This window comes from Micromonospora sp. NPDC047812, assembly GCF_040704175.1.
Classification (GTDB): domain Bacteria; phylum Actinomycetota; class Actinomycetes; order Mycobacteriales; family Micromonosporaceae; genus Micromonospora.
In genome coordinates, this window is the sequence record NZ_JBEYRY010000015.1 from 1 (window position 1) to 20961 (window position 20961).

14 protein-coding genes are annotated in these 20961 nt (G+C 73.9%); 10 read left to right on the top strand and 4 right to left on the bottom strand.

Annotation, left to right across the window (positions count from 1 at the left end; genetic code table 11):
* Positions 1 to 222: 222 nt before the first annotated feature.
* Positions 223 to 906, bottom strand: a complete 684-nt coding sequence (locus AB0883_RS29020) for a hypothetical protein (RefSeq protein WP_366644482.1) — start codon at positions 904 to 906, stop codon at positions 223 to 225.
* 69 nt (positions 907 to 975) lie between these two features.
* Here AB0883_RS29020 and AB0883_RS29025 point away from each other — a divergent pair, with 69 nt between their 5' ends.
* Genes AB0883_RS29025 through AB0883_RS29035 form a run of 3 tightly spaced genes read left to right on the top strand, consistent with a single transcriptional unit; the run spans position 976 to position 5341 of the window.
* Positions 976 to 3594: a valine--tRNA ligase gene (locus tag AB0883_RS29025; RefSeq protein ID WP_366644483.1), complete on the top strand. Its 2619-nt coding sequence runs from the start codon at positions 976 to 978 to the stop codon at positions 3592 to 3594.
* Complete coding sequence (locus AB0883_RS29030) at positions 3591 to 4925, top strand: folylpolyglutamate synthase/dihydrofolate synthase family protein (RefSeq protein ID WP_366644484.1); 1335 nt, start codon at positions 3591 to 3593, stop codon at positions 4923 to 4925. Before AB0883_RS29025 ends, AB0883_RS29030 begins: the two co-directional genes overlap by 4 nt.
* Entirely contained in the window at positions 4922 to 5341 is a 420-nt protein-coding gene (locus AB0883_RS29035; protein WP_366644485.1) for a DUF4233 domain-containing protein, read from the top strand. Before AB0883_RS29030 ends, AB0883_RS29035 begins: the two co-directional genes overlap by 4 nt.
* A gap of 4 nt (positions 5342 to 5345) precedes the next feature.
* Here AB0883_RS29035 and AB0883_RS29040 read toward each other — a convergent pair whose 3' ends face one another.
* Complete coding sequence (locus tag AB0883_RS29040) at positions 5346 to 6728, bottom strand: VOC family protein (RefSeq protein ID WP_366644486.1); 1383 nt, start codon at positions 6726 to 6728, stop codon at positions 5346 to 5348.
* Positions 6729 to 6871: 143 nt separating this feature from the next.
* Here AB0883_RS29040 and ndk point away from each other — a divergent pair, with 143 nt between their 5' ends.
* Entirely contained in the window at positions 6872 to 7297 is a 426-nt protein-coding gene (ndk, locus tag AB0883_RS29045) for a nucleoside-diphosphate kinase (RefSeq protein ID WP_132240451.1), read from the top strand.
* A gap of 64 nt (positions 7298 to 7361) precedes the next feature.
* Here the strand turns inward: ndk and AB0883_RS29050 are convergent, their stop codons facing one another.
* Positions 7362 to 7802 (bottom strand): carboxymuconolactone decarboxylase family protein, encoded by a 441-nt coding sequence (locus tag AB0883_RS29050; protein WP_366644487.1) that lies wholly within the window; start codon positions 7800 to 7802, stop codon positions 7362 to 7364.
* A 432-nt stretch (positions 7803 to 8234) separates the two neighbouring features.
* Here AB0883_RS29050 and ileS point away from each other — a divergent pair, with 432 nt between their 5' ends.
* A complete protein-coding gene (gene ileS, locus AB0883_RS29055) occupies positions 8235 to 11381 on the top strand; it encodes an isoleucine--tRNA ligase (RefSeq protein ID WP_366644488.1) in 3147 nt (1048 codons plus the stop codon).
* Positions 11382 to 11541: 160 nt separating this feature from the next.
* Positions 11542 to 12237, top strand: a complete 696-nt coding sequence (locus AB0883_RS29060) for a lysophospholipid acyltransferase family protein (RefSeq protein ID WP_366644489.1) — start codon at positions 11542 to 11544, stop codon at positions 12235 to 12237.
* A gap of 78 nt (positions 12238 to 12315) precedes the next feature.
* Here AB0883_RS29060 and AB0883_RS29065 read toward each other — a convergent pair whose 3' ends face one another.
* Positions 12316 to 13443 carry a hypothetical protein gene (locus AB0883_RS29065; RefSeq protein WP_366644550.1) on the bottom strand — a complete coding sequence of 376 codons (1128 nt, stop codon included), beginning with the start codon at positions 13441 to 13443 and terminating at the stop codon, positions 12316 to 12318.
* 749 nt (positions 13444 to 14192) lie between these two features.
* On the opposite strand from AB0883_RS29065, the gene AB0883_RS29070 reads away from it, so the two are divergent.
* From AB0883_RS29070 to AB0883_RS29085, 4 genes are all read left to right on the top strand, one after another.
* Positions 14193 to 16178: a TIGR03960 family B12-binding radical SAM protein gene (locus AB0883_RS29070; protein ID WP_366644490.1), complete on the top strand. Its 1986-nt coding sequence runs from the start codon at positions 14193 to 14195 to the stop codon at positions 16176 to 16178.
* 165 nt (positions 16179 to 16343) lie between these two features.
* Positions 16344 to 17078: a TIGR03936 family radical SAM-associated protein gene (locus AB0883_RS29075; protein WP_366644491.1), complete on the top strand. Its 735-nt coding sequence runs from the start codon at positions 16344 to 16346 to the stop codon at positions 17076 to 17078.
* A 131-nt stretch (positions 17079 to 17209) separates the two neighbouring features.
* Entirely contained in the window at positions 17210 to 20317 is a 3108-nt protein-coding gene (locus AB0883_RS29080) for an Rne/Rng family ribonuclease (RefSeq protein WP_366644492.1), read from the top strand.
* Between the two features lie 117 nt (positions 20318 to 20434).
* A complete protein-coding gene (locus AB0883_RS29085) occupies positions 20435 to 20935 on the top strand; it encodes a hypothetical protein (RefSeq protein ID WP_366644493.1) in 501 nt (166 codons plus the stop codon).
* Positions 20936 to 20961 lie beyond the last annotated feature (26 nt).

The window sequence follows — 20961 nt, forward strand, 5'->3', positions numbered from 1 at the left end:
CCGAACCCGGAAGCTAAGCCCTCCAGCGCCGATGGTACTGCACTCGGGAGGGTGTGGGAGAGTAGGACACCGCCGGACAATCTTTCAGTTCAGGGTCACCCCGCAAGGGGTGGCCCTGAACTGCGTTACGGACCTTTCGTCGCCTCGGCACGCGGCGCCGAAGACTCACGTCCGGCAGCCTGCCCGCAGCAGGTATGGCGCGGGCGGGCTCGACGGAGGGCGTCAGCCGCGGGTCTGGATCTCCTCGCGCATGGCGCGGAACAGCCCGCCGGCGTCGTTCACGGAGCGGCCGGGGAACATCGCCATCACCACGCTGCCGTGGTCGGCCCACCCGCACACCGCGAAGTCGCCGCCGTCGCCACTGGTGATGCCGCACTTCATCACGCCTCCGAAGCGCCCGGCGGGCACCTCGCGCAGCCCCGTCACCTTGCCGGTCTCGTCGCTCAGCAGGTCGAAGAGGCTGTCCAGGTCGCGCTCCGGCTGCCAGAGCACCGTCGTCCCGCCGAAGATCGGCACCGGGCGCTTGTCGTCGGCGGGATCCCGGTAGACGGTGCCGAAGCTGCTGTCCAGGTCGATGCCGGCGGCGAATCCGCTGCGCAGGTAGTCGGAGGTGCTGCGGGCCCGGTCGCTGTCGTCGCGGACGAGGCCCGCCACCCGGTCCGGGGTGGCCAGGTCGGCGTCCTTCTGCTGGGCGACCCGCCAGCCGGCCGTGCCCAGCACCGCGGCTCCCGCGAGCCCGACGACCGCCGCCACGGCCCACGCCACCCGCCGGCGACGCGACCGCGGGGCCCGCCGCACCGGGGCGTTCTCCGGGTCCCGGTGGCTGAGCTGGATGGGCTCGTCGGTCAGGTCGATCGGTTCGGACCCGTCGTCGACCGGGCGATCGGTGAGATGTGCGTCGGACATAGCCGACACCGTACGCGAACGGCAGGTGGCGCACGTCGGGTCCCGGGAAGCCCTCCGTAGACTTTCAGGGTGACCGAGAGACTGGATGCCCGACGCCCCGACGCCCCGACCCTTGCCGGCCAGTACCAGCCCGGCGAGGTGGAGCAGCGACGGTACGAGCAGTGGGTAGCCGCCGGCCACTTTCGGGCATCGGCGGACAGCGACAAGCCCCCCTTCACCATCGTCATCCCGCCGCCCAACGTCACCGGCTCCCTGCACATGGGCCACGCGTTGGACCACACCGTCCAGGACGCGCTGGTGCGGCGCAAGAGGATGCAGGGCCACGAGGCGCTGTGGCTGCCGGGCATGGACCACGCCGGGATCGCCACCCAGAACGTGGTCGAGCGGCAGCTCGCCGGCCAGGGCCTGTCCCGGCACGACCTGGGCCGGGAGGAGTTCGTCGAGCGGGTGTGGCAGTGGAAGGCCGAATCCGGCGGCGCGATCCTCGGCCAGATGCGCCGCCTCGGCGACTCCGTCGACTGGGACCGTGAGCGCTTCACCATGGACGAGGGCCTGTCCCGGGCCGTCCAGACCATGTTCAAGAAGCTCTACGACGACGGGCTGATCTACCGGGCCAACCGGATCATCAACTGGTGTCCGCGCTGCCTGACCGCACTGTCGGACATCGAGGTGGAGCACACCGACGACGACGGCGAGCTGGTCTCGATCCGCTACAGCGACGACGTCGTGGTCGCCACCACCCGGGCCGAGACGATGCTCGGCGACACGGCGGTCGCCGTCCACCCGGACGACGAGCGCTACCGGCACCTGATCGGCACCGAGGTGGCCGTGCCGTTGACCGACCGGCGGATTCCGATCGTGGCCGACGAGCACGTCGACCCGAGCTTCGGCACCGGCATGGTCAAGGTGACCCCCGCGCACGACCCGAACGACTTCGAGATCGGCCAGCGGCACGACCTGCCGTCGCTGACGATCATGGACGAGCGGGGCGTCATCACCGCGCACGGCCCGTTCCAGGGCCTGGACCGGTACGAGGCCCGTCCCGCGATCGTCGCCGCACTGCGCGAGCAGGGCCGGATCGTCGCCGAGAAGCGGCCGTACGTGCACGCGGTGGGGCACTGCTCCCGGTGCAGGACGACCGTCGAGCCGCGGCTGTCGCTCCAGTGGTTCGTCAACACCACCCCGCTGGCCGAGGCGGCCGGCGACGCGGTGCGCGACGGCCGGGTGAAGATCGAGCCCGCGGAGCTGGCCAAGCGGTACTTCGCCTGGGTCGACAACATGCACGACTGGTGCATCTCCCGGCAGCTCTGGTGGGGCCACCGCATCCCCGTCTGGTACGGCCCGGAGGGCGAGATCGTCTGCGTCGGCCCGGACGAGGAGCCGCCGACCGGCGAGGGCTGGCACCAGGACGACGACGTGCTGGACACCTGGTTCTCCAGCGGCCTGTGGCCGTTCTCCACGCTCGGCTGGCCGGAGCAGACCCCCGACCTGGCGAAGTTCTACCCGACCAGCGTGCTGGTCACCGGCTACGACATCCTCTTCTTCTGGGTCGCCCGGATGATGATGTTCGGCCTGTACGCGATGGACGGCCGGCCGCCGTTCGGGACGGTGGCCCTGCACGGCATGGTCCGCGACCAGCACGGCAAGAAGATGTCGAAGTCGTTCGGCAACGTGGTCGATCCGCTGGACTGGATCGACCGGTACGGCGCCGACGCCACCCGGTTCACCCTCGCCCGGGGCGCCAACCCGGGCGGGGACGTGCCGGTCAGCGAGGACTGGTGCCAGGGCTCCCGCAACTTCTGCAACAAGCTGTGGAACGCCACCCGCTTCGCGCTGCTCAACGGCGCGCACACCGAGGGGCCGCTGCCGGCGGCCGACACGTTGTCGACGGTCGACCGGTGGATCCTGTCCCGGCTGGCGCACGTCACCGCCGCGGTGGACGAGCAGTTCGAGGCGTACGAGTTCGCGAAGGTCTGCGACCTGCTCTACCACTTCGCCTGGGACGACGTCTGCGACTGGTACGTGGAGCTGACCAAGCCGGTGCTCGCCGAGGACGGGCCGGCCGCCGAGGCCAGCCGCCGGGTGCTCGGGCACGTGCTGGACCAGCTGCTGCGGCTGCTGCACCCGGTGATCCCGTTCGTCACCGAGGAGCTGTGGACCGCGCTCACCGGCGGCGAGACGGTGACGACTGCCGCCTGGCCGGTCGCCGACCGTACCGGAGTCGACGACGCCGCGGAGGTCGAGGTCGGCACCCTCCAGCGGGTGGTGACCGAGATCCGGCGGTTCCGTTCGGACCAGGGGCTGCGCCCGACGCAGCGGGTCGCCGCGCGGCTCGACGGCCTCGCCGCCGCCGGCATCGCCGCGCACGAGCCGCTGATCCGGTCGCTGGTGCGGCTGGACCCGGCCGGCGACGGGTTCCAGGCCAGCGCGACGCTCGCCATGCCCGGCGAGGTGAGCGTGGCCCTGGACACCCGGGGGTCGATCGACGTGGCCGCCGAGCGGGCCCGGCTGACCAAGGACCGGGCCGCCGCCGAGAAGGAGGCCGCGCAGGCCCGGGCGAAGCTCGGCAACCCGGCGTTCGTCGGCAAGGCGCCAGAGCCGGTGGTCGCCAAGATCCGCGACCGGCTCGCCGTCGCCGAGGCCGACCTCGTCCGCATCGACGCTGCTCTGGAGGCGCTGCCCTCGTGACCGACCGCACCGATTTCGCCGCCGTCGAGGCCGAGCTGGCCGGCCGCGGGTTCACCCGCATGGCCTTCGAGCTGGACAAGATCGAGTCGCTGCTGGACCTGCTCGGCAGCCCGCAGCGGGCGTACCCGTCGATCCACCTGACCGGCACCAACGGCAAGACCTCGACGGCCCGGATGATCGACTCGCTGCTGCGGGCGTTCGGGCTGCACACCGGCCGCTACACCAGCCCGCACCTGGAGAGCGTCCGGGAGCGGATCAGCCTGGACGGCGAGCCGGTGGACGAGGGGCGGTTCGTCGCCACGTACCGGGAGATCGAGCCGCTGGCCCGGCTGGTCGACGAGCGCTCGGCGGAGCCGCTGACGTACTTCGACATGACGACCGCGCTGGCCTTCGCCACCTTCGCCGACGCCCCGGTGGACGTGGCGGTGGTCGAGGTGGGCCTGGGCGGCGCCGAGGACGCCACCAACGTGATCCAGGCCGGGGTGTGCGTGCTCACCCCGGTCGGGCTGGACCACACCGAGTGGCTCGGCGACACCATCCAGGACATCGCGCTGGCCAAGGCGGGCATCATCCACAAGGGCGCGACGGTGATCTCCGCGGCGCAGGACGAGGAGGCCGCCGGGCCGATCCTGGAGCGCTGCGCCGAGGTCGGCGCGACCATCGCCCGGGAGGGCGCCGAGTTCGGGGTGCTGCGGCGGGCGGTCGCCGTCGGCGGGCAGGTGCTCACCCTCCAGGGCCTCGGCGGCGTCTACGAGGAGGTGTTCATCCCGCTGCACGGCGCCCACCAGGCGCAGAACGCGGCGGTGGCGCTGGCGGCGGTCGAGGCGTTCCTCGGCGCCGGGGCGAAGCGGCAGCTCGACGTCGAGGCGGTCCGGGAGGGCTTCGCCACCGCCAGCTCGCCCGGCCGGCTGGAGCGCGTACGCAGCGCGCCGACCATCCTGCTCGACGGGGCGCACAACCCGCACGGGATGGCGGCCACGGTCGCGGCCCTCCAGGAGGAGTTCGCCTTCAGCAAGCTCGTCGCCGTGGTCGGCGTCCTCGCGGACAAGGACGCGGCCAGCCTGCTGGAGCTGCTGGAGCCGGTGGTCGACCAGGTCGTGGTGACCCGCAACAGCTCGCCCCGGGCGCTGCCGGCCCGGGAGCTGGCCGCGCTGGCGGCGGAGGTCTTCGGACCCGAGCGGGTGGAGGTGGCCGAGGAGATGCCGGACGCCATCGAGGCGGCGGTGGCGATGGCCGAGGAGGACGTACCGGGGGAGCTGAGCGGGGTCGGGGTGCTCGTCACCGGGTCGGTGGTGACCGTGGCCGACGCCCGCCGGCTGTTGAAGCGATGACCGGGCCGGAGCGGGTCGCCGCGGGCGACGACCGCCCGGCCGGGGCGGCCGACGGCACCCCCGGCGGGCGACCGCCGCGCCGTTCCGGGCTGCGCAACCCGGAGCGGGCCGTACGTGGCCTCGGCGCCGGCACGCTCAGCCTGGAGGCGCTGGTGCTGGTGCTGGCCATCCAGCCGATCCGGGTGGTCGGCGGCGACCTCGGCGGCGCGGCGATCGGGGCGGTGGTGGCGCTGGCCGTGGCGGCGGTGCTGCTGGCCGGCATGATGCGCCGGCCGTGGGCCTGGCACGCCGGCACCGTTCTGCAGGGGCTGCTGATGCTGGCCGGCCTGCTGCACTGGTCGCTGCTGGTGCTGGGCGTCGTCTTCGCCCTGGTGTGGGCCTACGCCCTGCACGTGCGCCGGGTCATCCTGGGCTGACGGGTCAGGCCTCGGCGCGTTCCCGCCACTGGGTGAGGGCGATGCCGTGACCATCCGGGTCGCGGAACGCCGCCGCCCACACCTCCAGCTTCGTGCCCCGGTTGACCACCCGGGGGGCGTACGTGAACCGGACGCCCGTCCCGCGCAGCCGCTCGTACGCGGAGCCGATGTCGTCGACCTCGAGGTTGACGTGCACCAGCCGGCGGCTGATCGGCGCCGCCTCGGTCACCTCGCGCAGCACCAGGCGGGTCGTGCCGGAGGCGAGCACCGCGTTGCCGGAGCCCCGGTCGACCTCGGTGAAGCCCAGGTCGCGATAGAAGTTGAGCGAGCGGGGCAGGTCGGTGACCAGCAGGGTCAGCCCCACTCCGGCGATCGGCGCCCCGAACTCGTCGCCGGCCGCCGCGGTCTCCTCGTCGACGTCGCTCGCCGGGCCCGGACCGAAGATCGCCTCGTCCAGTTCCTCCGGGCTGATCCGCTCGTCGCGGACCCGGTCGCGCGGCGGGGCGGGATCGTCCAGGGGCAGGTCGAGCGGATCCGCCGGCGCGGGCGGGTCGAGGCGCTCGCCGGGCGCGTCGAACCGCTCCTCGGCGGGCGGGCGGGGCGTCGGGGTGGCCCGGCGCGGCAGGGTGCCGGTGGTGGGCTGCTCGACGAGCGTGCCCTCCAGCACGACCGGCCCACCCGGACGCTGGTGCATCACGACGGGCTCGCGCTCCTCGGGCCGCCCGACCCGGTCCCCGCCGAGCGGATCGCCCAGCGGATCCCCGACGGGGTCGCCCAGCGGATCGCCCACCGGCGCCCGGAAGCCGTCCCGGTAGTCGTCGCGGTAGTCCTCCCGGAAGTCGTCGTCCGGCGCCCGGTCAGCCCACGGCGGGGCCTCCTGCTGGATCAGCACGTCGTCCAGCGGCTCGGTGCCCGCGTACTCGGGCGGCAGGTCGGCCGCGACGGCGGCGGCGGTCTCCGCGTGGGTGGGTACGTCGTCCCAGAGCACCCGGACGTGGCGCTGGTCGTCCAGGGCCACCCGGATCGGCAGCGTCTGGCCCAGCGACGGCCACTTCGCCACCGGCACCCGCGGCTCGATGATCTTCTTGGACCGGGGTGGCAGCCCCGGGGCGTCGATCACCAGCTGGAGTTCGCAGCGGCCGAAGGCGTACTGGGTGGGGGGCTCGGAGGCGCTGTGCACGTGCCCGACGCCGACGACCCAGGTGCGACCGCCCCCGCGCACCGTGGCCAGCGCGATGGCCAGCACCAGCAGGGCGACCCCGAGCGCCACGATCGCCCAGCTGGTCATGCCGAGGCCGAAGAGGACGACGAAGGTGGCCACGGTGCCCAGCACCGCGGCGATCAGCTTGCGTACCGGTGCGATGGGCCGGTTCCCGCCATTCGCCACAGTGGACCTCCCGAGGGTCAAGGGCCAGGCTAGGCCGGATCGGCCGCCGGAGGAAGGACCGGCCGCCGCGCCGGTGCCGGGACCGGGTCGCTAGGCTGACCGTACCCAGCCCCACCGTCTTCCGCGCACAGGAGGAACCCAGCGTGTCCAGCAGCAGCCCCGATGAGCGCACCCTCGTACTGATCAAGCCCGACGCGGTCCGCCGCGGGCTGGTCGGCGAGGTGATCTCCCGCTTCGAGCGCAAGGGGCTGCGGATCGACGCGATGGTGTCCCGGACGATGGACGCCGCGCTGGCCGACGAGCACTACGCCGAGCACGTCGACAAGCCGTTCTACCCGCCGCTGAAGGACTTCATGACCGGCGGCCCGCTGGTGGCGCTGGTGCTCTCCGGCGACCAGGTCATCGACGTGGTGCGCGGGCTCGTCGGCGCGACCGACGGGCGGCGCGCGGCGGCCGGCACGATCCGCGGCGACCTGTCGCTGTCCAACCGCGAGAACCTGGTGCACGCCTCCGACTCGCCGGACAGCGCGAAGCGCGAGATCGCGCTCTGGTTCCCCGAGCTGGTCTGACACACCCGCCGGCGCGGGCCGGTGCGCGTCGCGCGCACCGGCCGCCTGCGTCGCGTCGCGGACGTCACGCCTCCGTCGGGAGGTCGGTGCGGCAGGTCACCGCGATCCGGTTCCACACGTTGATGGTGGCGATCGCCATCAGCAGGTCGGCGAGTTCCTTCTCGGACCACACCTTCGCCGCCGCGTCCCAGACGTCGTCGGGCACGCCGTGCTCGCCGAGCCGGGTCACCGCGTCGGTGAGCGCCAGCGCGGTCCGCTCCCGCTCGTCGAAGAACGGCGCCTCCCGCCAGGTGGCGACGGCGAAGAGCCGCCGGTCCGACTCGCCCGCCGCCAGCGCGTCGCGGCTGTGCATGTCGACGCAGAACGCGCAGCCGTTCAGCATCGACGCCCGCAGCTTCACCAGCGCCAGCACGGTGTGCCCGACGTTCGCCCGGACGTACTTCTCCAGCCCCAGCACGGCCTGGTACGCCTGCGGCGCCACCTCGGCCACGTTGATCCGTTGCATGACGGCCCTCCTCGGTCCGGTCGGTGTTGACACCCATACGACGGTGCGCGGGGACGCGGCGTGACACCGGCGGGCGTGAGCCCGGTCACGCCGCCCGGCGACCCGACGGGGCGGGCCCCGGAGGCGCCCGTACGTCGGGTCGTCGCGGGTTACTCGGCGGCGATCTTTCCGGGTGGTCGGGTAACCTTGACGGTCGTAAGGCGATGACCCGGCCATCACCGGTGAGCCTCCGGAAGAACAGCCGGTTCGCCCGGCCCAGTAGAACCGGACGGGTCCGGCCCGTCACAGCCGGCCAACGAGCGGGCGGTCGATCCTGGCCGCCAAGCGGGGTGGTACCGCGGGCCTGCCCGGGGGCGCCGTCGAGGCGTACCCGAGAAGGCTCGTCCTCGCAGACCCACACGACAGTGAGCTGCGCGAGGAGAGCGACCCCCGATGGTCTATCCGTTGCACGACCCGACCGCCGCCGGCGTCCCGGCGAGCCCGGACCTGCCCGCGGTCGAGCGCCGGGTCCTGGAGCACTGGACGGCCGACAAGACCTTCGAGGCCTCCGTCGAGGCCAGGCCGGCCGGCGACCAGGGCAAGAACGAGTACGTCTTCTACGACGGCCCGCCGTTCGCCAACGGCCTGCCGCACTACGGCCACCTCTTCACCGGCTACGTCAAGGACGTGGTGCCGCGCTACCAGACGATGCGCGGTCGCCGGGTGGAGCGGCGCTTCGGCTGGGACTGCCACGGCCTGCCCGCCGAGGTGGTCGCCGAGAAGCAGCTCGGCATCACCAGCAAGGCGGAGATCCTCGACCTCGGCGTGGCCCGGTTCAACGAGGCGTGCCGCTCCTCCGTGCTGGAGTTCACCCACGACTGGGAGCGCTACGTCACCCGGCAGGCCCGCTGGGTCGACTTCGCCGACGACTACAAGACCCTCGACCTGGACTACATGGAAAGCGTCATGTGGGCCTTCAAGACCCTGCACGACAAGGGCCTGGTCTACGAGGGCTTCCGGGTGCTGGCGTACTGCTGGCGCTGCGAGACGCCGCTGTCGAACACCGAGACCCGGATGGACGACGTCTACCGGGACCGGCACGACCCGACGCTGTCGGTCTGGTTCGCGCTGACCCCCGACGAGAGCGCGCCGGAGCTGGTGCGTGGGCCGGTGCGGCTCGGCGTCTGGACCACCACGCCGTGGACCCTGCCGTCCAACCTGGCGCTCGCCGTCGGTCCCGACATCGAGTACGCGGTGCTGGAGCGCGACGCCCAGCGGTACGTCATCGGGGCGGCGCGGCTGGCCGCGTACGCCAAGGAGCTGGAGGGGTACGAGCAGGTCGGCACCGTCTCTGGCCGTGACCTCGCCGGGCGCCGCTACACCCCGCTGTTCGACTTCCTCGTCGAGCAGGCCGGCCCGAACGCCTACCAGGTGCTCGGCGCGGAGTTCGTCACCACCGAGGACGGCACCGGGATCGTCCACCTGGCCCCGGCCTTCGGCGAGGACGACCAGAACGTCTGCAACGCGGCCGGCATCCCCACCATCGTCACGGTGGACGACCACACCCGGTTCACCGGGCTGGTGCCGCCGTACCAGGGCGAGCAGGTCTTCGACGTCAACAAGCCGGTGATCCGGGAGCTCAAGGAGCGGGGGGTGGTGCTCAGGCAGGACACCTACACCCACTCGTACCCGCACTGCTGGCGCTGCGACACCCCGCTGGTCTACAAGGCGGTGTCGTCGTGGTTCGTCGCGGTGACGAGGTTCAAGGACCGGATGGTCGAGCTGAACCAGCAGATCAACTGGACGCCGGGGCACATCAAGGACGGCTCGTTCGGCAAGTGGCTGGCCAACGCCCGGGACTGGTCGATCAGCCGGAACCGGTTCTGGGGCTCGCCGATCCCGGTGTGGAAGTCCGACGACCCGAACTATCCGCGGACGGACGTCTACGGCTCGCTGGAGGAGATCGAGCGCGACTTCGGCGTACGCCTGAGCGACCTGCACCGGCCGGCGGTGGACGAGCTGGTCCGCCCCAACCCGGACGACCCGACGGGGAAGTCGACGATGCGCCGGGTGCCGGAGGTGCTGGACTGCTGGTTCGAGTCCGGCTCGATGCCGTTCGCCCAGGTGCACTACCCGTTCGAGAACCGCGACTGGTTCGAGCACCACTACCCGGGCGACTTCATCGTCGAGTACATCGGCCAGACCCGCGGCTGGTTCTACACCATGCACGTGCTGGCCACCGCGCTGTTCGACCGGCCGGCGTTCCGCAACTGCCTCAGCCACGGCATCCTGCTCGGCTCCGACGGGCGCAAGATGTCCAAGAGCCTGCGCAACTACCCGGACGTCTACCACGTGTTCGACGCCTACGGCTCGGACGCGATGCGCTGGATGCTGATGTCCTCGCCGGTGCTGCGCGGCGGCGACATGGCCGTGACCGAGCCGGGCATCCGCGACGCCGTCCGGCAGGTGCTGCTGCCCCTGTGGAACGTCTGGTACTTCTTCTCGCTCTACGCCAACGCCGACGGGCACACGGCGCGGCGGAGGACGGACAGCACGCACCTGCTCGACCGGTACGTGCTGGCGAAGACCAACGAGCTGGTGTCGACGGTCCAGGAGCAGATGGACGCGTACGACATCTCCGGCGCCTGCGCCACCGTGCGGTCCTACCTGGACGCGCTGACCAACTGGTACGTGCGCCGCTCCCGCGACCGGTTCTGGTCCGGCGACGCCGACGCCTTCGACACCCTGTGGACGGTGCTGGAGACGCTGTGCCGGGTGGTGGCGCCGCTGGCGCCGCTGACCGCCGAGGAGATCTGGCGCGGCCTCACCGGCGAGCGGTCGGTGCACCTGACCGACTGGCCGTCCGCCGGGGAGTTCCCGGCCGACCACGACCTGGTCGCCGCGATGGACGCCACCCGGGAGGTCTGCTCGGCGGCGCTGTCGCTGCGCAAGGCCAAGGGCCTGCGGGTGCGCCTGCCGCTGTCGACGCTGACCGTGGCCTCGCCCGTCGCGGCGCAGCTGCGGCCCTTCGGCGACCTGGTCGCCGACGAGGTCAACGTGAAGGCGGTGCAGTTCACCGACGAGGTGTCGGCGTACTGCCAGCAGGTGCTGACCGTGGTGCCGCGCGCGCTCGGCCCGCGGGTCGGCAAGCAGGTGCAGCAGGTCATCAAGGCGGTCAAGGCGGGGGAGTGGGAGCTGGTCGACGGCGCCCCCGTCGCCGCCGGCGTCACCCTCGCCGAGGGCGAGTACGAGCTGCGCCTGGTCGCCGCCGACGCCGAGCACTCCGCGCCGCTGCCCGGCGGCGAGGGCGTGGTCGTGCTGGACACCGAGGTCACCCCCGAGCTGGCTGCGGAGGGGCTGGCCCGGGACGTCGTGCGGGTGGTGCAGCAGGCCCGCCGCGACGCCGACCTGGACGTCTCGGACCGGATCGTGGTGGCGGTGTCGGCCGCCGAGGAGGTGCGGGCGGCGGTGGCCGCGTACACCGACTTCGTGGCCCGGGAGGTGCTGGCCGACTCCGTAGACTTCGCCGACGGGGTGGACGGCTTCACCGGGGAGGTCGGCGAGGGCGAACGGGTGACGGTGGCCGTCCGCAGGGTATGAGCCGGTGAGACGGGGTGGTCCGGCGGTGCGCCGCCGGACCACCCCCACCGGCCCCGACACGCCCGCTCACCAGGCGGTCGACGCGCCACCCCGACGACGCCCCGTGGACCCGTCGGTTACGGTGACACCGCCTGTTCGCACACACTCCGCCGGAGGACCAGTGCCCCTGCTCTACACCATCGGCAAGCTCACCGTGGCGCCCGCGCTCCGGCTGGCCTTCCGTCCGACCGTGGAGGGGCTGGAGCACATTCCGGACACAGGGGGTGCGATCTTCGCGGGCAACCACCTCTCGGTCGCCGACGAGTTGTTCCTCGGCACCGTGGTCCCCCGGCACCTGGCGTTCTGGGCCAAGTCGGAGTACTTCAAGGGCACCGGCCCGAAGGGCGCCCTCTCCAAGCACGTGCTCACCGGCCTGGGCGCCATCCCCGTCGAGCGGGCCGGCGGTCGCGCGGCCCTGTCCGCGTTCGACGCCGCCATCCCGGTGCTCAAGGCCGGCGACCTGGTCGCGGTCTATCCGGAGGGGACCCGGTCGCCCGACGGCCGGCTCTACCGGGGGCGCACCGGCGCGGCCCGGCTGGCCGTGGCGGCCGGCGTGCCGATCATCCCGGTCGGCATGACCGGCACCGACAAGGCCCAGCCCATCGGCACCCGGGTGCCCCGCCCCGGCCGCGCCAAGATCACCATTCGGTTCGGCAAGCCGCTGGACTTCACCGGGCGGCCGGACGACCGCACCTCGCTGCGCGAGATGACCGACGAGGTCATGGCCGAGATCCAGAAGCTCACCGGCCAGGAGTACGTGCCCCGCTACGCCCCGCCGCGCGCGCACTCCGCCACCCCGGGCGACGCCCCGGCCTGACCCGGTCACGGGGCAGCCGGAGCCGCGCACGCCGCTGCCCCGGCGTCGACGGCGTGGAGCCGGTCGGGCCGCGAGGACCTACTTCTGGTTGGTCGTGACCATCTGCTCCCGCAGGGTGCCGAGCAGGGTGGCGCTGTCGTCGAGGGAGAGCCGGGTGAAGACCGCGGTGGCGATGCTGCCGTGGTCGACGGAGGTGCACACCACCACGTCCTGGCCGTCGGCGCGGCCGACCGCGCAGCGCTGGTGCCGGCCGCGTACGCCGGTGTCGACCACCTGGGCCTCGCCGAGGGAGTACTGCCCGGTGAGCCGGGTGATCTCGTCCTCCGCGTCGGACTCCGGGGTGAACCGGAAGCCGGTGCCGCCGAAGATCGTCACCCGCTTGCCGGCGGGCGTGGCGTAGACGCCGGCGAAGGTGTCCTCCGCCAGCCAGTGCGCCTTGCGCACGTCCGCCTCCAACTGCTTGGCGGTGGCCTTGCTGGTGTTGTCGTCGCGCAGCCGCAGGTCGGCCACCTCGGCCGGCAGGCTGGCCTCGGCCGGGTACTGCGACGCCATCGGCACCCCGTAGTAGGCGGGGCAGCCGCAGCAGCACGCCAGCATGAGCAGCAGGATCCACGGCCAGCGGCGACGCTTGCGGGCGGGCGTGGGGGCGTACCCCCTGGGGGCCTGCGGGCCGGGCGGCGGCCCGGCCGGCGGCGCCGTCGCCCGACGCTGCCTGGGCGCCCTGGGCGGCGTTGGCGGCGGAGGCGCCGGCCGGGCCGGGGCGGGCGCCCGGGAGACCGGCGGCGGGGAGACGGGGTACGACGCCACGGGTGGCGGGGAGACGGGGCGGGCCGGCGGCGGGGCGGCCGGGTACGCGACCCGGGGCGGCGTGGGCCGCGGTGGCTCCGGCGGCGCGGGGGACGGTACGGGTGGTGACGGCGGCCCGGAGTACGGCCGGGTCGACGGCGCGGCGGGGTAGGGCAGCGTCGGCGGGGGCGGCGGGGGCGGTGGCAGGTCCCACCCGCTGGTGTCCGCGCCCGCCCACGGGTCGACCGGGGTGCGGTGCTCGGGCTGCTCGGGCGGGGGCGCCGGCGGAGGCGCCGGCACCGGGGGGATCTCGGCCGACTCGCCCCAGGCCCGCTTGCGCGGCTTCGGTGGGGGAACCGCCGCCGAGCCGCTCCACCGGGGCGCGGCCGGCGCGGCCGGTCGCTCGTCGGCGGGGAACATCCGCGTGCCCTGCGGCCCCACGGCCGGTCGCTCGTCGGCGGGGAACATCCGGGTGCCCTGCGGCCCCACGGCCGGCGGGGCGTCGTCGGGCAGCAGGCGGGTGCCCTCCGGGCCGGTGCCGGTCGGCCGCCCGGGCTTGGCGTCGCGGGTGCTCTCCGTCCCGGTGTCGTCGGCGTCCCGCGGCGCGGTGGCGTCGTACGGGCCCTGCGTGACGGGGTGACCGCTGACCCGCTCGCCCTGCGGCGCGGTGGCGTCGCCGGTGTCCGGCCGTGCGGCGGCCGCACCGGCGGCGTGCGGCCCGGCGTCGTCCGCGTCCTGCGCGACGTCGGTCGTCGCGGTCGGCCCGGGATCGTCGGTGGGCAGCTCACGGGTGCCCTCCGGGCCCGTGCCGCCGGCGGGGGCGGGTGCTGCGGGGGAGGTCGGGGGCTCCTCGGTGACCGCCGGATCCGGAACCTTGTCCTGACCCGGGGGGCTCCCGTCGGCCGGCCGGTCCGTGCCCGGCTGCGGCTGCGGCATCGCGGCAATCTCCTCTCGCGCCGGTCCGAGGTTAGTACCGACGCGCCAGCGGGGCGATTCCGGCCACCGCCGTCGCCGGCACCGGGAGGGGCCGGACGGGCCCCGCGCGCGGCGCCGCGACGTGCCCGGGACGGCGGTGGCCGGCGTGCCGGGGCGCGGCTACCGGCGACCCGGGGGCGCGGTGACCGGCGTGCGCGCGGTGGCCGCCGCCGGGCCGCGTACCCTTGGGCATCATGAGCGTCCCGTCCACCACGCCGCGCCCCGCCGCGGCCAATTCGGTCTGGCCCCGGCTGGAGCCGCTGCTGCCCCAGGTGACCAAGCCCATCCAGTACGTCGGTGGCGAGCTGGGCGCGGTGGTCAAGGACTGGGACGCGGCGGCCGTGCGCTGGGCGCTGATGTATCCCGACGCCTACGAGGTCGGCCTGCCCAACCAGGGCGTGCAGATCCTCTACGAGGTGCTCAACGAGCTGCCCGACGTGCTCGCCGAGCGGACCTACGCGGTCTGGCCGGACCTGGAGAAGCTGATGCGCGCGCACGGCGTGCCGCAGTTCACCGTCGACGCGCACCGCTCGGTGCGCGACTTCGACGTCTTCGGCGTCTCCTTCTCCACCGAGCTGGGCTACACCAACCTGCTCACGGCGATCGACCTGGCCGGCATCCCGCTGCTCGCCGCCGACCGCACCGACGCCGACCCGGTGATCGTGGCCGGCGGCCACGCCGCGTTCAACCCGGAGCCGATCGCCGACTTCGTCGACGCCGCCGTGCTCGGCGACGGCGAGGAGGCGGTGCTGGAGATCACCGGGATCGTGCGGGAGTGGAAGGCCGAGGGCTGCCCGGGCGGGCGCGACGAGCTGCTGCTGCGCCTGGCCCGCACCGAGAGCGTCTACGTGCCGCGCTTCTACGACGTGGACTACCTGCCCGACGGCCGCATCCAGCGGGTCGTGCCGAACCGGCCGGACGTGCCGTTCCGGGTGCACAAGCGCACGACCATGGACCTGGACGCCTGGCCGTACCCGAAGAAGCCCCTGGTGCCGCTCGCGGAGACCGTGCACGAGCGGTACGCGGTGGAGATCTTCCGGGGCTGCACCCGGGGCTGCCGGTTCTGCCAGGCCGGCATGATCACCCGGCCGGTACGCGAGCGCTCCATCACCACCGTCGGGCAGATGGTGCGGGAGGGGCTGGAGTTCTCCGGCTTCCACGAGGTGGGCCTGCTGTCGCTGTCGTCGGCGGACCACTCCGAGATCGGCGACATGTGCTCCGGCCTGGCCCAGCAGTACGAGGGCACGAACGTCTCGCTCTCGCTGCCGTCGACCCGGGTCGACGCGTTCAACATCGACCTCGCGCAGGAGCTGTCCCGCAACGGTCGGCGTACCGGCCTGACCTTCGCCCCCGAGGGCGGGTCGGAGCGGATCCGCAAGGTCATCAACAAGATGGTGTCGAAGGAAGACCTGATCCGCACCGTCGTGACCGCGTACACGAACGGCTGGCGGCAGGTGAAGCTGTACTTCATGTGCGGCCTGCCCACCGAGACCGACGAGGACGTCCTCGAGATCGCGGACATGGCCCACGAGGTCATCAGGGCCGGCCGGGCCGCCACCGGCTCGAAGGACATCCGCTGCACGGTCTCCATCGGCGGCTTCGTGCCGAAGCCGCACACCCCGTTCCAGTGGGCGCCGATGGAGCGGCCGGAGGTCATCGACGGCCGGCTCAAGATGCTCAAGCAGGCGATCAACGCGGACCGGTCGCTCGGCCGGGCGATCGGCTTCCGCTACCACGACGGTGAGCCGTCGCTGATCGAGGGCCTGCTCAGCCGGGGCGACCGGCGGGTCGGCGCGGTGATCCGCCGGGTGTGGGAGAACGGCGGCCGGTTCGACGGCTGGAGCGAGCACTTCTCCTACCAGCGCTGGGTGGAGGCGGCGACCGAGGTGCTGCCGACCTTCGGGGTCGACCTCGACTGGTACACCACCCGCCAGCGCGACGAGCTGGAGGTCCTGCCCTGGGACCACCTGGACTCGGGCCTGGACAAGGACTGGCTCTGGCAGGACTGGCAGGACGCGCTCAGCGAGTACGAGCAGGACGACTGCCGGTGGACCCCGTGCTTCGACTGCGGCGTCTGCCCGTCGATGGACACCGAGATCCAGATCGGCCCGACCGGGAAGAAGCTCCTCCCGCTCACCCCGATCAACGGTCTGAAGCTCCCCACCGGCGCCCAGCAGTAGCCCTCGGCGCACGGCGGGCACCGCCCGTCGTGCGCCGGGTCGATCATGTGGTCATCGTCAGCGGCACGCGAGTCGCGAGCAGTGCCGCCACGATCAACCGGTTCCGACACGAGGAGCACGACGATCAGTAGGAAACCACAGCCAGAGGGCGGTCAGGCACCCGTCGTGCAGCGGGTCCGGATCCGGTACGCCAAGCGCGGCCCGCTGCGTTTCACCTCGCACCGGGACTTCGCCCGGGCGTTCGAGCGGGCGCTGCGCCGGGCGGGCGTGCCGATCGCCTTCTCCCAGGGCTTCACCCCGCACCCCAAGATCTCGTACGCCAGCGCCGCCCCGACGGGCGTGGCGAGCGAGGCCGAGTACCTGGAGATCGGCCTCCGCGAGCAGGTGGACCCGGCGGAGCTGCGCGCCGCGCTCGACGCCGCCCTCTCGCCGGGTCTCGACGTGCTCGACGCCGTCGTGGCCGCCGGCGGAAGTCTTGCCGACCGGATCGAGGCGTCACACTGGCGCATCGAGCTGCCCGAGGTCGACCCGGCCGTCCTGCAACGGGCGGTTTCCGCCTTCACGGCCGCCGAGGAGGTGCTGGTCGAGCGGATGACCAAGCAGGGCCGGCGCACCTTCGACGCCCGGGCCGCGGTGATGCGCATCGATGTGATCGCGTCGCCGGAGACGCCTTCCGGGGCACCGGCCGTACCGTGTGCGATACTCGAACTGGTCGTGCGGCAGGTCACCCCCTCCGTGCGGCCCGATGACGTCCTTTCCGGCCTCCGCGTGGTGGCCGACCTGGAGCCGCCGGTCTCACCGAGGGTGATCCGGCTGGCACAGGGCACGCTGACCGCGCAGGATGCGATCGCGGATCCGTTGGACGCGGACCGCGACGGGGCAACCATCGGTGAACGCTGACCGTCGGTCGACGTTCAGGTAGGCAGACTTCGGCGGTCGCGCACCGTGCGCGCCCGGCGGAAACACTTTTGCGGCGACCCTGCGTGGCAGCGCTCACCCGCGCCCGGGGCAGCCAGAACTGGAGAACGTCCATGCTCGAGAACGAGCCCGAGGGCGGCGAACGGACCGGTTCACAGCCGGCCGACGAGACCGCCGCCAACAGCACCGTCGAGAACGCCGCCGGGGCGGAGAACGCCGCCGACGCCGGAGCCGGCGGGGCCGAGCAGGCCCCGGCCGCGCCGGTCCGACGGCGTACGACCCGGCGGCGGGCCACGCCGCTGAACCAGCCGGAGCAGACCGAGGTGCCGGTCGAGGCGTCCACGGCGTCCGTGGCGGGCAGTGGCGAGGCGCCCCAGGCCGAGGTGTTCGCCCCCGTCTCCGGCGACCTCGACGCCGCGCCGAAGGCGACGCGCCGCCGCCGCAAGGCCACCACCGCGAAGGCCGCCGAGGACACCACCGTGCCGTCCGACGAGGCCGCCGGGCAGGCCCCCGATGTCACCGCGCCGCCCGCCGCGGAGGCGCCGGCCGCGGCGGACCAGGCAGCCGCCGAGCCGGCCGCGCCGCCGGCCAAGGCGACGCGTACCCGCCGGAAGAAGGTCGCCCCCGCCGCGGCCGAGCTGGCCGCGGAGACCCCGACCGGCGTCGCCGGGCCGACCGGCACCACGCCCGCGGAGCAGCCGCCGGCCACCGCCGGGATCGAGCCGGAGGCCGGCACCGGGTTCGGCGCCGCCGCCCCGCCCGCCGCCGTCAGCGGCGCCGAGAGCCGTTCCGGCGAGGTCCCGCCGGGCGTGGCGGTCACCCCGCCCGCCGAGGAGGAGCCGACCGAGGCCGTCGAGCCCGAGCCGGCCGTCGAGCCCGAGCCGGAGCCGGCCGTCGAGCCGGAACCGCGCACCCGCCGCCGGCGGGCCGCGCTCTCCGCGCCCACCGTGCTGTTCATGGCCCCGCAGCCGGAGGACGTCCCGGTCGCCCGGGTCGTGGCGCCGGCCCCGGAGCCGGAGCCGGAGGAGCCCGCCGCGGAGGAGCCCGCCGAGCCGGCGCGCCGCCGCCGGCGCGGCCGCCGCGACGTCGAGGCGGTCGAGGCCGTCGAGCCCGAGGAGCCGACCGAGGAGGCCGAGGAGGCCGCCGAGGACGAAGACGAGGACGAGGACGAGAGCGCCGCGGCCCGCCGCCGGCGCCGCCGTGGCCGTCGCGGCCGTGGCCGGGGCAAGGGTGGCGCGGACGACGCCGAGGACGAGGAGTCCGAGGAGGCCGCGCAGGCCGAGGCGGAGGAGCCCGAGGGCGACGAGGACGAGGAGGCCGAGGGCGGCGACGCCCTGACCCGCCGCCGTCGGCGTCGCCGCCGCCGGGGCGCCGGCGACGTGGAGGCGGGCGCCGACGACGGCGTGCCGACGGTCGTCAAGATCCGCGAGCCGCGCAAGACCGTGGACGAGGTGCAGGGCGTCTCCGGCTCCACCCGCCTGGAGGCCAAGCGCCAGCGCCGCCGCGACGGCCGCGAGCAGCGCCGGACCCGGCCGCCGATCCTCAGCGAGTCGGAGTTCCTGGCGCGCCGGGAGGCCGTCGACCGGGTGATGGCGGTACGCCAGCGCGGCGACCGCACCCAGATCGCCGTCCTGGAGGACGGGGTGCTCGTCGAGCACTACGTCACCCGCAACTCCTCCGGCACCATGGCCGGCAACGTCTACCTCGGCAAGGTGCAGAACGTCCTGCCCAGCATGGAGGCGGCGTTCGTCGACATCGGGCGCGGTCGCAACGCCGTCCTGTACGCCGGCGAGGTCAACTGGGACACCACCGGCCTGGAGGGGCGGGCCCGCTCGATCGAGCAGGCGCTGCGCTCCGGCGACTCGGTGCTGGTGCAGGTCACCAAGGACCCGATCGGCCACAAGGGCGCCCGGCTGACCAGCCACATCGCGCTCTCCGGCCGGCACCTGGTCTACGTGCCCCACGGCAACGCCTCCGGCATCAGCCGCAAGCTGCCCGACACCGAGCGCAAGCGGCTGCGGGACGTGCTGAAGAAGCTGGTGCCGGACGGCGCGGGCGTGATCGTCCGGACCGCCGCCGAGGGCGCCAGCGAGGACGAGCTGGCGCGCGATGTCAAGCGACTCCAGGCGCAGTGGGAGGACATCCAGGCCAAGGCGGCCGAGGGCGGCGCCCCGGTGCTGCTCTACGAGGAGCCCGACCTGGTCATCCGGGTCGTCAGGGACCTGTTCAACGAGGACTTCCGCGAGCTGGTGATCGAGGGCGAGCAGTCGTACGACATGGTCGAGTCGTACCTGTCGCACGTCTCGCCGGACCTGGTCGCCCGGCTCCGCCGGCACGTCGGCGCGGCCGACGTCTTCGCCGAGTACCGGATCGACGAGCAGATCATCAAGGGGCTGGACCGCAAGGTCTTCCTCCCCTCGGGCGGGTCGCTGGTGATCGACCGGACCGAGGCGATGACGGTCATCGACGTCAACACCGGCAAGTACACCGGCTCCGGTGGCAACCTGGAGGAGACGGTCACCCGGAACAACCTGGAGGCGGCGGAGGAGATCGTCCGCCAGCTCCGGCTGCGCGACCTCGGCGGCATCGTCGTGATCGACTTCATCGACATGGTGCTGGAGTCCAACCGCGAGCTGGTGCTGCGCCGGTTGACCGAGTGCCTGGGCCGGGACCGTACCAAGCACCAGGTCACCGAGATCACCTCCCTCGGTCTGGTGCAGATGACCCGCAAGCGGATCGGCGCGGGCCTGCTGGAGGCGTTCAGCGAGACCTGCGAGTGCTGCAAGGGCCGGGGCCTGATCATCCACACCGAGCCGGTGCCGGAGAAGCCGCGCTCCGGCGGCGGCGCGGGGGAGAAGGTCAAGGCGGTCGCCTCGGCCGTGGCCGCCCCGGCGGCGGCGGAGCAGGGCGCCGGGGCGTCCCGGCGGCGGGCGCGCAAGAGCGCGCCGGCCGAGCGCACCGTGGCCGAGGTCACCGAGACCGACGCCGACGCCGGCCCGGAGACCGAGTATCACGACACCATGGGCTACGACCTGTCCCGCTACGAGGCGGACACCGCCGCCGCCGGAGAGGTCGCCGACAGCCAGACGGGCGAGTCGGCCCGGCTGGCCGCCCCGGACGACCCGGACGCGCTCTCCGACGCCGACGGCGACGAGTCGGAGGGCGGCTCCGGCCGGCGCCGCTCCCGCCGCAGCGGCGCGCGGCGGCGTACCCGGCCGTGACCGGCTGACCGACCCGACGTGTGACAGGGCCCCTTCCCGCTGATGTCCGGCGGGAGGGGCCCTGTCGTATGGTCGATCCCCGGCCACGATCGGCCGCCTGCGGTCAGGAGAAGAACGATGCGCCGTCTGCTCGCCGTCACCGCGCTCACCGCTGCCCTGCTCGCCGGCGCCGGGTGCGCGGCCGAGCGCCCGGAGCGGGCCGGCCCGGCCGGCGACGCGCCGACCGGTGGCGCCACGCCGGGCGGGCCCACCGGCACCGGGCCGGGGGCCGGCAGCGGGGCGGCCGGCGGCAACGCGCCCGAGGTGTGTGCCGCGGCACAGCGGGCCGGCGAGACGGCCGTGCGGACGTACGTCGAGGAACTCGGCAAGATGGTCGCGGCGGTCGGGGCGGACGACGCCACGGCGGCCCGGACCGCCCGGGACCGCATCTCCACCGCGCTGACCGACTGGCGCGGCACGCTGCGGCGCGAGTCGACCCGGGCCGAGGACGCGCAGCTCAAGACCCTTCTCGCGGACATGGCGGCGGAGGTCGGCACGTTGGGCACCGACGTCGACTCGATCGACGAGACCGAGCTGGACCGGCTCCGGCAGCGCCTCGACCAGCTCTGCGCCCGCTGACCGGCGGGGCCCGGTTTGGGCGTCGG

Coding starts and splice junctions, on each gene's coding strand:
- AB0883_RS29065 (WP_366644550.1), bottom strand. CDS start 13,443: ATGTTCCCCGCCGACGAGCGACCGGCCGCGCCGGCCGCGCCCCGGTGG.
- AB0883_RS29080 (WP_366644492.1), top strand. CDS start 17,210: ATGCTCGAGAACGAGCCCGAGGGCGGCGAACGGACCGGTTCACAGCCG.
- AB0883_RS29050 (WP_366644487.1), bottom strand. CDS start 7,802: ATGCAACGGATCAACGTGGCCGAGGTGGCGCCGCAGGCGTACCAGGCC.
- AB0883_RS29020 (WP_366644482.1), bottom strand. CDS start 906: ATGTCCGACGCACATCTCACCGATCGCCCGGTCGACGACGGGTCCGAA.
- AB0883_RS29035 (WP_366644485.1), top strand. CDS start 4,922: ATGACCGGGCCGGAGCGGGTCGCCGCGGGCGACGACCGCCCGGCCGGG.
- AB0883_RS29070 (WP_366644490.1), top strand. CDS start 14,193: ATGAGCGTCCCGTCCACCACGCCGCGCCCCGCCGCGGCCAATTCGGTC.
- AB0883_RS29085 (WP_366644493.1), top strand. CDS start 20,435: ATGCGCCGTCTGCTCGCCGTCACCGCGCTCACCGCTGCCCTGCTCGCC.
- ileS (WP_366644488.1), top strand. CDS start 8,235: ATGGTCTATCCGTTGCACGACCCGACCGCCGCCGGCGTCCCGGCGAGC.